14 protein-coding genes are annotated in these 13,368 nt (G+C 63.8%); 8 read left to right on the forward strand and 6 right to left on the reverse strand.

The features are described 5' to 3' along the window. Nucleotides 1–83: 83 nt before the first annotated feature. Nucleotides 84–1,037: an alpha/beta fold hydrolase gene (locus CXY75_RS09960; protein WP_104082664.1), complete on the forward strand. Its 954-nt coding sequence runs from the start codon at nucleotides 84–86 to the stop codon at nucleotides 1,035–1,037. Continuing rightward, the gene (locus CXY75_RS09965; protein WP_104082665.1) at nucleotides 1,034–2,098 is read left to right on the forward strand and encodes a glycosyltransferase family 1 protein; all 1,065 of its coding nucleotides are present in this window, start codon (nucleotides 1,034–1,036) and stop codon (nucleotides 2,096–2,098) included. The genes CXY75_RS09960 and CXY75_RS09965 overlap by 4 nt, the downstream gene beginning before the upstream one ends. Before the next feature lie 312 nt (nucleotides 2,099–2,410). On the opposite strand, the gene CXY75_RS09970 is transcribed toward CXY75_RS09965, so the two are convergent. Further along, nucleotides 2,411–3,013 (reverse strand): histidine phosphatase family protein, encoded by a 603-nt coding sequence (locus CXY75_RS09970; RefSeq protein ID WP_104082666.1) that lies wholly within the window; start codon nucleotides 3,011–3,013, stop codon nucleotides 2,411–2,413. A gap of 51 nt (nucleotides 3,014–3,064) precedes the next feature. Beyond that, nucleotides 3,065–4,000 (reverse strand): Sir2 family NAD-dependent protein deacetylase, encoded by a 936-nt coding sequence (locus CXY75_RS09975; protein ID WP_104082667.1) that lies wholly within the window; start codon nucleotides 3,998–4,000, stop codon nucleotides 3,065–3,067. Between the two features lie 140 nt (nucleotides 4,001–4,140). Here CXY75_RS09975 and CXY75_RS09980 point away from each other — a divergent pair, with 140 nt between their 5' ends. Both CXY75_RS09980 and CXY75_RS09985 read left to right on the forward strand, forming a co-directional pair. Next, nucleotides 4,141–4,950, forward strand: coding sequence for an RNA methyltransferase (locus CXY75_RS09980; RefSeq protein ID WP_104082668.1), 810 nt, complete (start codon nucleotides 4,141–4,143; stop codon nucleotides 4,948–4,950). 44 nt (nucleotides 4,951–4,994) lie between these two features. Next, complete coding sequence (locus tag CXY75_RS09985) at nucleotides 4,995–6,230, forward strand: D-alanyl-D-alanine carboxypeptidase family protein (RefSeq protein WP_104082669.1); 1,236 nt, start codon at nucleotides 4,995–4,997, stop codon at nucleotides 6,228–6,230. A 48-nt stretch (nucleotides 6,231–6,278) separates the two neighbouring features. On the opposite strand, the gene CXY75_RS09990 is transcribed toward CXY75_RS09985, so the two are convergent. Next, entirely contained in the window at nucleotides 6,279–7,067 is a 789-nt protein-coding gene (locus CXY75_RS09990; RefSeq protein WP_104082670.1) for an SGNH/GDSL hydrolase family protein, read from the reverse strand. Nucleotides 7,068–7,145: 78 nt separating this feature from the next. Between CXY75_RS09990 and CXY75_RS09995 the strand changes: the two genes are divergently transcribed. Next, on the forward strand, nucleotides 7,146–8,963 hold the full coding sequence (locus tag CXY75_RS09995) for a DEAD/DEAH box helicase (RefSeq protein WP_233201834.1): 1,818 nt from the start codon (nucleotides 7,146–7,148) through the stop codon (nucleotides 8,961–8,963). Between the two features lie 13 nt (nucleotides 8,964–8,976). On the opposite strand, the gene CXY75_RS10000 is transcribed toward CXY75_RS09995, so the two are convergent. After that, nucleotides 8,977–10,191 carry a PLP-dependent aspartate aminotransferase family protein gene (locus tag CXY75_RS10000; protein WP_104082672.1) on the reverse strand — a complete coding sequence of 405 codons (1,215 nt, stop codon included), beginning with the start codon at nucleotides 10,189–10,191 and terminating at the stop codon, nucleotides 8,977–8,979. Between the two features lie 106 nt (nucleotides 10,192–10,297). Here CXY75_RS10000 and CXY75_RS10005 point away from each other — a divergent pair, with 106 nt between their 5' ends. Beyond that, nucleotides 10,298–10,777 (forward strand): Lrp/AsnC family transcriptional regulator, encoded by a 480-nt coding sequence (locus tag CXY75_RS10005; protein WP_104082673.1) that lies wholly within the window; start codon nucleotides 10,298–10,300, stop codon nucleotides 10,775–10,777. Nucleotides 10,778–10,854: 77 nt separating this feature from the next. Here CXY75_RS10005 and CXY75_RS10010 read toward each other — a convergent pair whose 3' ends face one another. Both CXY75_RS10010 and CXY75_RS10015 read right to left on the reverse strand, forming a co-directional pair. Next, on the reverse strand, nucleotides 10,855–11,058 hold the full coding sequence (locus tag CXY75_RS10010) for a cold-shock protein (RefSeq protein WP_035840308.1): 204 nt from the start codon (nucleotides 11,056–11,058) through the stop codon (nucleotides 10,855–10,857). Nucleotides 11,059–11,368: 310 nt separating this feature from the next. Continuing rightward, the gene (locus CXY75_RS10015) at nucleotides 11,369–12,205 is read right to left on the reverse strand and encodes a DUF3097 domain-containing protein (RefSeq protein ID WP_104082674.1); all 837 of its coding nucleotides are present in this window, start codon (nucleotides 12,203–12,205) and stop codon (nucleotides 11,369–11,371) included. Nucleotides 12,206–12,264: 59 nt separating this feature from the next. Here CXY75_RS10015 and CXY75_RS10020 point away from each other — a divergent pair, with 59 nt between their 5' ends. Both CXY75_RS10020 and CXY75_RS19830 read left to right on the forward strand, forming a co-directional pair. Then, nucleotides 12,265–12,984 carry an SOS response-associated peptidase gene (locus CXY75_RS10020; RefSeq protein ID WP_104082675.1) on the forward strand — a complete coding sequence of 240 codons (720 nt, stop codon included), beginning with the start codon at nucleotides 12,265–12,267 and terminating at the stop codon, nucleotides 12,982–12,984. A gap of 91 nt (nucleotides 12,985–13,075) precedes the next feature. After that, on the forward strand, nucleotides 13,076–13,240 hold the full coding sequence (locus tag CXY75_RS19830; RefSeq protein WP_158251177.1) for a hypothetical protein: 165 nt from the start codon (nucleotides 13,076–13,078) through the stop codon (nucleotides 13,238–13,240). Nucleotides 13,241–13,368 lie beyond the last annotated feature (128 nt).

Below are 13,368 nucleotides of genomic sequence, written 5' to 3' on the forward strand. Positions count from 1 at the left end.
GATCCAAGTCGTGGTTTGAGTTTAGAACGGCCGACGCGGTAGAGGTCCAGCTTTGTGCAAGTCTGCCACCTAAACTAGGCCCGATGATCGTTTCCTCTTCCTACGACAAAGTCCTGGCTGGCCTGACTGTGCGCGAGCGCACGGCATCCGCTTTCGGCACCAGCGGGAGTACCACCAAATATTGGGAGTACGGCGATCCCGCTGCGGCCACCACCCTCGTGCTCGTGCACGGGTTTCGCGGCGATCACCACGGATTACAGCTGGTCGTGGCTGAGTTGCTGAGTGCGGTCGAAATCCCCGGCGGTGCAGTGGATGCCACCCCTCCCGCACTGCGCATCATCGCGCCTGATCTACCCGGATTCGGCCAGTCGGAGCCGCTGGGCGATGGGGATCATTCCCTGGCCGGGTATGCCAGCTGGCTGCGGGAATTTCTGCGTGTTCTGGCTCCGACCGGGCGCCTGGTCATGCTCGGGCATTCCTTCGGGTCGATCGTGGTCGCCGCGGCCATCGCCGACGGTCTGGCCGCCGATGACGTTGTTCTGGTCAATCCGATCGCGGCTCCGGCGTTGTCCGGGCCGCGCGGAATCCTGACCCGGCTGGCCGTGTTCTACTACTGGGCCGCAGCAACGCTGCCGGAACGGTTGGGCTACGCGTTGCTGCAAAACCGGGCTATCGTGCGCGTCATGAGTGTGAGCATGGCCAAGACGCGGGACCCGACACTGCGGCGCTGGATTCACAACCAGCACGATCGATATTTCAGCGCATTCGCGAACCGTCAGGTAGTCATGGCCGCCTTCACCGCCTCGGTCAGTCACGACGTCAGCGAATTCGCGGCGCGCATTCGGCAACCAACCCTGCTCATCGCGGCCGACCGTGACGACATCACCCCGCTGGCCGCGCAACACCGGCTGCAGGGCCTGTTTCCAAATGCGACCCTGCGCGTCATCGACAACGTGGGCCATCTCATCCACTATGAAACGCCGAAACCGGCGGCAACGTACATTCGGGAGTTTCTCGTGCCGGAGCGACCGGTATGAGAATCGTGGTTGATTGCCGGTACGTGCGGCTGGATCAGCACGATGGCATCAGCCGGTATACCGCCGGGCTGGTCACCGAACTGGGGCGGCTGCATCCGCTCACCATGCTGATCAGCGACCATCGGCAACTCACGATGCTACCGGCCTTGCCGTGGCAAATCGTGCGGGCACCCACCAGCCTGCTCGAACCCCTGATCGCCCTGTCTGTCAATCGGTTGAAGCCCGATGTGGTGTTCAGCCCGATGCAGACAATGGGCTCGTGGGGCCGCAAATACCGCCTTTTTTTAACCGTGCACGATTTGATCTACTATCGCAATCGCACCCCACCGCGTGACTTACCAGAGTTCATCCGGCTGCTGTGGCGGGCCTACCATCTCTCCTGGTGGCCACAACGGATGCTGCTGAACGGCGCCGACGGCGTTATTACCGTGTCCGAGACCACCCGCGCGCTGATCAGTGAGCACCGGCTCACCCGGCGTCCAGTCATTGTCGTGGCCAATGCGGCCGATCGCGTTCCCGGTCCCCTTCGTCATCGCAGCATTCCGGAGACCACTCGTCTGGTCTACATGGGATCGTTCATGCCTTACAAAAACCTCGACACCCTCGTGTTGGCCATGGCCGACCTGCCAGAGTATGAGCTGCACCTGCTCAGCCGGGTGTCCCAAGCCGAACGTGACCGCCTGAGCCGCAGGGCCCCGCAGGCCCGCCTGGTCTTTCACGACGGAGTCAGCGATGACGAATACCAGAGCCTGCTGCGCTCGGCGACCGCGCTGGTGACCGCCTCACTCGATGAGGGCTTTGGAATTCCGCTGGTCGAGGCGATGAGTCTCGGCATTCCCGTTGTGGTCAGCGACATTCCTATTTTTCGAGAGATCGGCGCAGACGCGGCCCTGTATTTTGACCCGAAGAGTGCCGACAGCATCGCCGCAACCGTTCGGCGACTGGGCGCAGCGGGGGAGTGGGCGGCCAGGTCTGCCCTGTCGGTCGATCAGGCGGCCCGGTTCACGTGGGCGGGATCGGCCCGTACGTTGCTTGAGGTGTTGGAAGCGCCGTCGGCGTAGCCCGTGCGCAGCACCTGCGCGGCGCGCGGGACTTGCGCCGCTGCGCGCGAGCCCCAACTCCCGCGCACTGGCGCAGGTCCCGCGCAACACGTTACGCGGGATTTCTGGTCATGCCGGAACTCCCGCGCACTGGCGCAACACCCGCGCAGCGTGCTCGGGCAGCACCGGCCTGGAGCCCGAACTCCCGCGCAGCGGCGCAGGTCCCGCGCAACACGTAGCGGCTGAACGGATGCCCGATGCCCGAGGTCCCGCGCACGGGCGCAGGTCCCGCGCGACGCGTGGCGCGCGACCGGCCCGAGGGTGCGGGTCGCGTCAGCGCGCCGGCGACGAGCCGCGGCCGCCCGGTTCGCGCATCGCCGCATCGAAGTGGGTCAGCAGCAGCTCCTCGTTCGACCAGGAGAAATCGTGCACGGAGCCATTGGCGATGTACTCGCCGTGCCGGGGATGGTCGCCGTTCGTGAGGTGCCGCAGCAGCGTTCCGATGATGCCACCGTGGCTCAACACGAGCACGGATTGGCCGGCACGACCGGCGGCCAACCCGGACAGCGCAGCGAGCACTCGGTCGATGACGTCGCTGCGGGTCTCAAGTCCGGGAACGGCCACACCGTCGGGAAAACAATGTTGACGCTCCGCAAAGGTGAGCCCTTCGATGGCGCCGTGGTGACGTTCGGTCAGGGCGGGAACCACCTCGGGTTCCCCCAGACCGAGCTCTGCGGCAATGATCCTGGCCGATTCTGCCGCGCGCAGCAGCGGACTGGTCACGATCGCATCCCACCGCCTGCTCTGCAGACGCTCAGCGGTGGCGACGGCCTCGGCGCGCCCGGTCGCGTTGAGGGGAATGTCGGTGCGGCCCTGGATCCGCTGGTTTAAATTCCAGTCGGTCTGGCCGTGACGCACAATCGAGAACCTGGTCACGAGTGATTGCCCCGATTCAACGGTGATGTGCTGTTCCGCGCACAAGCGCGATCAGCCGAGCAGACGGTCAGCGAGCGCGGCGAGGGTTTCAGAGGTTCCAGCTTCGAGCTTGTGCAGCGCGCGCCCATCGCCCTTGGTCGCGCCACGGTTGATCACGATGATCGGCAATTTACGCCGGCGTGCCTGTTCCACCAGACGGATACCGGAATTGACTGCCAGCGAGGACCCAGCAACGATCAGGGCGTCAGCAGCCTGAATCAGAGCGGATGCCTCCAGAAACGTTTCCGTCGGCACCAATTCACCGAAAAATACGACGTTCGGCTTGAGCATTCCGCCGCAGACGGTGCAGGCCGGCACCACGAAGTCGTCGATGTTGCCCACATCGGCATCGCCATCAGGAGCGATCCGGATGCTCTCTGGATTGCGCAGGACGGGATTCGCCGCCTCGAGCCGGGCGGCAATGCTGTCCCGGCCGAACGCCTGCCCGCAGGCCAGGCAAATCACGCGGTCCAGGGACCCGTGCAGCTCGACCACGTGGCGAGAACCCGCTCGGGTGTGCAATCCGTCGACGTTTTGGGTGATGACGCCGGCGATGGCACCAGCGTATTCCAGTTGCACCAGCGACCGGTGCCCGAGGTTGGGCTGCGCCCGTCGAAAAACGCTCCAGCCCAGGTGGCTGCCGGCCCAATACCGTTTGCGCGAACGCTCGTCCGCGACAAAGTTCTGAAATGTCATCGGGGTGCGCTTCGGAGCGCCCTCGCCGCGATAGTCCGGAATACCGGAATCGGTACTGAGGCCGGCGCCGGTGAGCACGGCGGCACGCTTGCCGCGCAGCAACGTTGCGACAGCATCCACTGCTCGTTCGGAATCGAGGGCGACGGTCGAGGCGAGCGCGGTAGCGGAATCGGGAGCGTCCGCAGGCTCAAGCGCATCGATGCGCCCCGCGGCCAACTCCGTTTCGGTGGGCAGAACCGATTCGGCTGTCATCGGCGCTCCTTTCGAGCAGACATGGGCAGGGGCGAGTCAAGAAAAAGCTCACCCTCTGATTCTAAACTCGTCTGTTTTCTCGTTTGACTATTCACCTGTCAGGCTTGGACTTAATTCTCCTTCTTGAAAGGCACTTTTTCGTGCAAATCACCCGTATTACCGACCTGTCCAGCGCGGGTCTTGCCGATTATTCACGTCTGACAGATGTCGCCCTTCGACGAATTCTGGAACCGGCCGGTGGCCTGTATATCGCCGAGTCGCCCAAGGTCATCGGCAGGGCATTGGCAGCCGGGCATCGGCCGCGGTCCCTGCTCATTCAGGAACAGTGGCTGGCCGACGCCGAGCGACTGCTCGCTGATTGGCCAGACGTTCCGGTCTATGTCGGCGACGCGACCGTTGTGGAACAGCTCACCGGGTACAACGTGCACCGCGGCGCCCTCGCTGCCATGCATCGACCCGCGCTCGAACCGGTTGAAGCGCTGATCGAGAATGCCCGGCGCATTGTGATCCTCGAGGACATCGTTGACCACACCAATGTCGGTGCTATCTTTCGCTCAGTCGCCGGACTCGGCGCCGACGCCGTGCTCATCACCCCGCGCTGCGCCGACCCGCTTTACCGGCGCAGCGTGCGCGTGAGCATGGGGACAGTGCTGCAGGTGCCGTGGACTCGACTGCCGGAGTGGAGCGTGGCCACGCCACTGCTGCACGCCGCCGGCTTTCACCTGGCCGCCCTGGCCCTGGCCGACAACGCGGTCTCTCTCGACGTGTTCGCCGAGGCGGCACCCGAACGGCTTGCGATCGTCCTCGGTGCAGAAGGTGACGGGCTCAGCCGACACGCGCTCGAGGCCGCCGACACGGTCGTGACGATTCCGATGCTGCACGGCGTCGACTCGCTCAACGTCGCCTCCGCAAGCGCCGTCGCACTGTACGCGCTGCGCACGCGGGTGTGAGCGCGCCGCCCCGATGCGCCGAACGAAGAAGTTAGGCTGAACGAATGTCTCCCTCTCGCCGTGTCCTCTTTCAGCGGCGGCGACTCGCCGTTGCTAGCGTTCTGCTCGTTGCATTCGGCAGTGTCGGCTACGTCAGCGTCACCACCTTCGCGCCCGTTCCCGACAGCGCGCCGGCTCTGGTGCAGCCGGTGGTGCTGACCCAGCCAGCGGCAGCACCCGTCTGGCCTGCCTTCGGTGAAAGTGCCATCGGGGCGGTCGGTTTTCCGGGCGTTCTGGCCGGAAACGGTAAGCAGGGCACGGTGCCGATCGCGAGTATCGCCAAGATGATCACCGCCCTCGTCATTCTCGATGCGAAACCGCTCGGTGCGGGCGAGGACGGCCCCTCGATCACCTTCACGGACGCCGACGTCGACATTTATTATCACTCAGTCGCCGAGAACGGTTCGGTCGCGCCGGTGGTTTCCGGAATGGTGCTCACCCAGCGGCAGGCTTTCGAAGCGATGCTGCTGCCCTCGGCTAATAACTATGCGGCGTCCCTCGCGGTCTGGGCATTCGGGTCCGTCGACAACTACCTGGCGGCAGCGACAACCTGGCTGGCCAACAACGCCCTGACCCAGACCAGCGTCGCCGACACGAGTGGCTTGTCAACGTTCAGTGTGAGCACCCCGGCCGAACTCGTCGAGATCGGCAAGCTCGTCGTTGGCCACCCAGTGCTGGCCGAAATCGTAGCCTTGCCGTCGGCGTTGTTGCCCGTGATTGGCACCATCACCAACACCAACAAGCTGCTCGGCCAAGGCGGCGTCGACGGCATCAAAACCGGGACAACGGATGTCGCTGGCGCCTGCTTGCTCTTTTCCACCGATTTCACCGTGGGCGACAACACGGTCACTCTCGTGGGCGTCGTGCTCGGTGGCGACACCCACTCCGAACTCAATGCGGCCATCGCGGCGCTGATCGAGAGCGTGCAACCCGGGTTTCACGACGTCGTTCTGGCCGAAGCTGGAGCCGTGTTCGGCAGTTACACGACCCAGTGGGGTGACGTGAGCGATATTGTCGCCGAGCGGGCCGCATCCGTTCTGGTCTGGTCGGACTCACCGATCACGGGTTCAGTAACGGCCACCGATCTGCAACTGGGCCGGGCCGGTGACGAGGTTGGCGAGGTGTCGTTCACGATCGGCACGGGGTTGCCCGTGACGGTGCCGCTCGAGCTCCAGGACACAGTCGCCGATCCCGGCCCCGCCTGGCGCATCGCGCACCCCGGAGAGCTCTTAGCCGGCTGACCCGCGCCACCTCCACAGTCCGGGCCCGGGTCCGGCCCGAAATGAGAGTCAGTCGCGAGAGAGCGTGAACGGGCCGGCGTCGGGACGTTTGGGCAGCACGTGATCGCCGGAGGACTGGTGGCGTATCCGGCGCAGCACCCACGGCACCAGGTATTCTCGCGCCCAGGCGAAGTCTTCGGTACGGGCCTGCCGCCAGCTGATGCCGGGCATCGGCTCGGGAACGCTTGGTTCGAGCGAGTTTTTCACGTTTAGGGTCTGGAGCACCATGCGCGCCACAGTGTGGTGCCCAAGCGCGTTCAGGTGCAGCCGGTCCGCGGCCCACATGCGCGGATCCTGAATCTCGGTCAACTGCCACATATCGGCCACGATGCAGTCGTACTTCGTGGCGATGGCCCGAATATTCTCGTTGTAGATCGCGACCTTGCCGCGGATGCTGCGAAAGACGGGGGAAAAGCCGACGTCTGCTCCGGTGAACAACACGATCGTCGCTCCGTCCCTGCTGAGCCCGGAAATTGCCTCTTCACACCGTGCCGCGATGAAATCCGGGTCGGTACCGGGTCGAATCACATCGTTGCCGCCAGCCGAGATCGTGATCAGGTCCGGCCGTAATGCCAGTGCCGGCTCGATCTGCTCGTCGGCAATCTGCCGGATGAGTTTGCCGCGCACGGCCAGATTGGCATAGGCGAAATCGTCGGTGCCGTCGCTCAATACCTCGGCCACCCGGTCGGTCCAGCCGCGGTGTCCACCGGGACTCTGCTGCTCAGGATCGCCGATTCCCTCGGTGAACGAGTCGCCGAGCGCGACGTAGCGCGACCATGGATGCTGTTGCTTCGTCATGAAACCATTCTGTCTGAACCCTGTGTCAGCGGTGCCATCGGCTACGAACGTCGGCGGCCTTTGGTAGATTTGATAGAAGTGAATACTCCATCCGTTTTCGGTCCCGCGCAGGGGACGAGTGCAGCAGAACACCTATCGCCGTCTTTCCCCGAACGCGCGGCCTGGGGTACCGCAGGCAAACTGCGCGCCTGGCAGGCCGAGGCGCTTGAGGCCTATTTCGTGCACGAACCGCGCGATTTTCTCGCCGCGGCAACGCCGGGTGCCGGCAAGACCACGTTTGCACTGCGGCTGGCCGCCGAGCTGCGTTCCCGGCGCACGATCGATCGCATCACGGTCGTGGCCCCGACCGAACACCTAAAGAACCAGTGGGCGGATGCTGCGGCGCGAGCAGGCATCCGTCTCGATCCCATGTTCAAGAACGCCGATAAAAGTTACGGCAGCCACTACCACGGCGTCGTCGTGACCTACGCGCAGGTTGCGGCGCGGGCCGCGCTGCACAAACAGCTCACCGAGTCCAGCCGTACCCTGGTGATCCTCGACGAGATTCATCACGGCGGAGACGCCCTGAGTTGGGGAGATGCGATTCGTGTAGCGTTCGGTCCGGCCACCCGGCGCCTGTCGCTCACCGGCACCCCATTCCGCTCCGACACCTCGCCGATCCCGTTCGTGAGCTACCTGCCCGACAAACACGGCATCCGCATGTCACAGAGCGACTACGCCTACGGCTACGGTCGCGCCCTCTCCGACGGCGTCGTTCGTCCGGTGATGTTCATGGTTTACGCCGGGCACATGAAGTGGCGCACCAGGGCTGGCGACGAGATGGAAGCGAAACTCGGCGAGGGCAACACCAAAGACATCACGAGCCAAGCCTGGCGTACGGCGCTTGAGCCCAGCGGCCAGTGGATTCCCTCGGTCTTGCGCGCAGCGAACTCCCGACTGACCGAGGTTCGGCATGGCATCCCGGATGCCGGTGGCCTGGTCATCGCCACCGACCAGACCACCGCACGTGCATACGCCGTCATTCTGGAGGACATCTGCGGCGAGCCGGTCACCATCGTGCTCTCCGATGAGAAGGAGGCGAGCGACCGTATCGACGAGTTCTCCAAGAACACCCGGCGGTGGATGGTCGCCGTGCGCATGGTGTCCGAGGGGGTCGACGTACCGCGGCTCGCCGTCGGCGTCTACGCGACCAGTGCCGCTACGCCGCTTTACTTCGCTCAGGCGGTCGGCCGGTTTGTGCGGGCCCGCCGGCGCGGCGAAACGGCATCCATATTTTTGCCGAATGTTCCCGGACTTCTCAGCCTGGCCAACGCGCTTGAACAAGAACGCGACCACGCACTCGATCGCAGTAATCGTGACGACGGCGATGACGGCATGTTCAACCCTGAAGACGCCATGGTCGCCGCGGCGAACAAGGAAGACAAGGCATCCGATGATCTCGGCCTTGACGACTTCACCTGGCAGGCTCTTGACTCCCAGGCGACGTTTGACATGGTCATGTTCGATGGTGACGAGTTTGGTGAACTCGCCGAACCTGGCACCGATGAGGAGTTCGATTTCATCGGTATTCCAGGCTTGCTTGAACCGGAACAGGTGTCGGAGCTGCTGCGACAACGTCAGTCACGGCAGTCCAAACGGTCAACCGATAAGCGAAAGAACCCGGTAACGGGTGAGATCGCTCCGCTCGAACCACCGCCGCTGTATCGCACGCTCAAGGAACAGCGCACCCTGCTGGCGAGCTTGGTCGGTATGTGGTCCAAACTCGCAGGCGAACCCCACGGCATGATTCATGCCGAGATGCGTCGGATCTGTGGCGGGCCGGCAGTAGCCCAGGCCAGCGTTACCCAGTTGCAGATGCGCATTGACCTGCTACGTCGCAGGCTGGGTCGCAGCTAGGCCGCAGCGCTCGTTAGTGCAACGTGGCCGACCCCGCCAGAGCGCCGACCGGCTCCCTAGCGAACGTGAGGGCAGCGAGAATGTCGTCCATCAGGTCCTCGACGTGTTCCAGCCCGATCGAGAGCCGCACGATGCCGGCGGCCGGGCGTGCCTCGGCCGCCACGGGGCGGTGCGTCAGCGACGCCGGGTGCTGCACGAGGGAATCGACTCCGCCGAGGGACACGGCGTGCGTGATCAGGCGGAGCGCCTCCGTGAAACGCACGGCGGCGGCACAGGACCCGAGGTCTAAGGCGATCAGCGAACCGGCGCCGGCGCTTTGCCGACCAATCAGGCCGTCCGGATCCTGGCCGGGCAGACCCGGGTAGAGCACCCGGGTCACTGCGGGGTGCACGCTGAGCCGGGCAGCAATCTCACCGGCCGATTTCTGTTGGGCACGCACCCGGATCGGCAGGGTGCGCAGCCCTCGATGCAGGAGGTAGGCGTTGAATGGCTGCAGCAGGCCGCCGGTCAGTGCGCGCACCTGACGCAGGCGCACCATCCACTCTTCTGGTCCGGAGACCGTGCCGCCCATGGCATCACCGTGCCCGCCGAGAAACTTGGTCGCACTGTGTAGCACGAGCGTGGCCCCCGATTCGACCGGGCGCTGCAAGACCGGCGTCGCAAAGGTGTTGTCCACCAACACGGGAATCGTTCCGGCAGCATCCGCTACTGCCCGAATGTCGGTCAGTTCGAGTGTCGGGTTCGCCGGAGACTCGAGGATCACCAGGCCCGTGTTCGAGCGGATGGCGGCTGCCACTCCGGCGAGATCGGTCCAGGTGACCGTCGTGCCGAGCAGGCCGCTCGCGAGAACGTGATCTGTTCCGCCGTACACGGGACGCAGTGCTACAACATGCGGCTTTCCGGCGGTTACCGTTGCCATCAGTGTTGCGGACAGGGCGGCCATTCCGGTGGCAAAGGCAACGGTGCCTTTCGTTCGTTCCAGGGCCGACAGCGCGTTCTCGAAGCGAGCGACGCCCGGTTGCCATAGGCGCTGATAGACCGCGGAATCGCCGGGCTCCGGCGTACCGCCGGTGGCGAGATTTTCGTAAGAATCACCGCCACATTCCACTCCGCGCAGTGGATTGGTGGTGGACAGATCGATTCCAGGAACGTGGGTACCGGCCTCCGTGAGACCGTCCATTCCGGCGTGCACGGCGAGGGTTTCTAAATGTGACAACGGTGGCAACATGACCTCACAGAAACAGAGTCCGCCTAAGAATGCAAGGGAGCGTGCAGACCCTTGCAAATTTCCTAGAGGAATCGCATAAACTGCTGAGTGAAAAGGGAGTCTGCTGATGGAACCGAAGAAGCCAGAACTTGACCGGGTCGACCGTGCGCTCCTGCGCGCGCTGTCGGTCAACGCCAGAGCGTCCGGAGCTGCACTCGCAACCGAAATCGGCGTTGCCGAGTCAACCGTATCGCTGCGCCTACGGCGGCTGCAGCAGCTTGGCCACATTCGCGGCTACCGGGCCAACATTGACCTCGCCGCCCTCGGAGCGAGCTTGCAGGCTCTCATCTCGGTGCGGTTGGCCAAGCATGCCCGGGTACAGATCGACGATTTTCGCAACGCAGCACCGCACTGGCCCGGCGTGATCGGGCTGTTCCATACCGCCGGTGCCGACGACTATTTACTGCACGTTGCGGCAGCGGACGCCTCGCATCTGCGCGACTTCGTGCTCGAGCATCTGGCTGAGCATCCCGCCGTCGCCCACACCGAGACCAACTTGATCTTTGAGTATGTCGACGGAGACGGCTGGCAAGACCTGGTGAAATAGCATCGAACGGTCGGCATCGTGTGCTTAAAACAAGCACGCCTCCCGCCGAAGCGGGAGGCGTGCTTCGCAAGCTCTATTTAGAGGGCGCGGATGTTCTCGGCCTGGGGACCCTTGGGGCCCTGGGTTACCTCGAACTCGACCTTCTGGTTCTCATCGAGGGACTTGTAGCCATTCGACGCGATCGCGGAGTAGTGCGCGAAAACATCGGCGCTTCCGTCGTCGGGTGCGATAAAGCCGAAGCCCTTTTCAGCGTTGAACCATTTCACGGTACCTGTTGCCATTTGTAAAACTCCTCCAGGAGTGTTAGACCGGCCCCGACTGTCGGGACCGTTCGTCGCGGTATTCGTCGTCCGCTTCCGAAAGGAATGTGGCGCACTCACTAAAATTCAGATGAATAACATTGAGAGCGTTTAAGACGTGCAAGCACTACAACTTCAAGTCCAACACTAGCCCACAAGTCTGGATGGTTTCGGGATTTCACGGCATTTATTGCCCGAAAGCGTATCGTTTACGGTAAAAAACGGGTGAACTCCGGGTCTACCACAGTGAATGACTACGATGTCGAGATTGCCCGAACCCGCGAAAATTCCGTCATTCCGCTGTCACAAAGTCGATCAGGTGTTCCACCCGACCCAGAAGTTGCGGCTCCAGGTCGGCAAAAGTACGCACCTGACCGAGAATTCGCTGCCACGCCCTGGCGATGTCGGCTTGCTCCTCGTGTGGCCAGCCGAGTGCCTCGCAGATCCCGTGTTTCCACTCCATGCTCCGAGGTATTTCTGGCCAGGCCGTCAAGCCCACGCGCGCCGGTTTCACCGATTGCCAGACGTCCACGAACGGATGCCCCACCACCAGCACACTCGCCGCAAACGGCCCGCGTGCCACGGCCTGCGCAATGCGGCTCTCCTTGGACCCCGGAACGAGGTGGTCGACGAGCACGCCGACTCGGCGACCGGCGCCAGGCCGCCACGACCGAAGGATCTCATCGAGGTTGTCCACGCCCTCGATGTACTCGACCACGACACCCTCGATGCGCAGGTCGGCGCCCCAGATCTTTTCGACGAGTTCGGCATCGTGACGCCCCTCGACGAAGATGCGACTGGCCCGGGCGACGCGCGCCGGAGCATCCGGAACCGCCGTTGAGCCAGACGCGGTACGCACCCGGCCGAGGGCTGCCGCCATGGTCGGTGCGATCAGCGTGACGGGCTCGCCATCGATGAGAAAACCAGAGCCAAGCGGAAACAGGCGCAATTTTCCGTGCCGGTCCTCAAGGGTGACGATCTTCTTCTCAACCCGAATGACGGCGCCGCAAAACCCCGTCGCGATTTCCTCCACCACGAGGTCGCGGCTGGCTTCCTGGGTGGGAATGATGATGCGACCGGCCTCGCGCCAGCCTGGAGAGAGTACGTCTGCGCTATATCGATCGTCCATTGCATCGACGCTAGCCGACGCCCGCTCTTTCGCCCCGCAGGCCACGGTATTCTGGAGTCATGTGTGGTCGATTCATCATTACCGATACGGCGCCTGATCTGGCTGCCATGTTCGACGTCGAGCATGAAGGTGAGAACCTGCCTGAACCCTCGTGGAATATCCGGCCAACGGAGCAGATTCCAATCGTGCTCGAGTCGGCGCGCACCGATCCCGCCGTGCGCCGGCTGGAATCGGCGCGCTGGTCCCTGATCCCATCTTTTGCCACCGAGTCCACCTCGAAGTTCCCGACTTTCAACGCGCGGGCAGAAACCGCCGCCGAGAAGCCGACCTTCACGGCGTCGGTGCGGTCACGGCGTGCTCTCGTGCCTGCTACCGGCTACTTCGAGTGGCAGACCGAGGGAACCACGAAAAAGCCCTACTTCATCCACTCAGATGACGGCATGCCCCTTGCCTTCGCCGGGCTCTATTCGTGGTGGAAGAATCCGGCGATTGCCGAGAACGATCCGGCCCGATGGGTGCTGTCCGCCACGATTCTCACGACGGATGCGCAGGGCCCGCTCGCGCAGATTCATGACCGTACGCCGGTTCCCCTGCCCGAGGAATGGTGGGATCAGTGGCTTGACCCCGCCACCGAGGGTAACCAGGCACTTGTCGATGCTGCCGTTGCCGCATCCCGCGAGGTCGTGGCATCACTCAACTTCTACGAAGTCGCACCGGTAACGGGCAACGGCCCCGAACTAATCGAGCCGATCGAGCCGACTGCTAGCGATTCGCTGTAATCCCGACCCGTCCCAGCCGGTACGCTCAAATGAGTACGTTCAAACCAGTGGCTGGGCGATATTGCCGGGCGCTGCCGTGAAAGGATTCCCCATGCACATTGCCGCCTTCGTCGTCGCGTTCGCGATCTTCATTCTCGGTCTCTGGCTGTTCGGCCTGGCGTTCTCGATCACGTCGCTGATGGGAGTGACTTTCGTTGCCGGAATTCTGTGCGTGGCCCTTGCCATGGCTATCCCGTTCCACCTGCTGCGCGACTAGCGCGGCTACCGGAGGATCGTTAGCCTCCGACCGGCTCCCTCGGCAGGAAGTCAGATTGCCGCGATACGGTTGATCTCCTGATCGTCGTCGCGACGATCTTTTCGCATCTGCAGGAAGGTCCCACCCAG

Origin of the sequence: Cryobacterium sp. Y11, from assembly GCF_002929535.1 — a bacterium.
Classification (GTDB): Bacteria; Actinomycetota; Actinomycetes; order Actinomycetales; family Microbacteriaceae; genus Cryobacterium.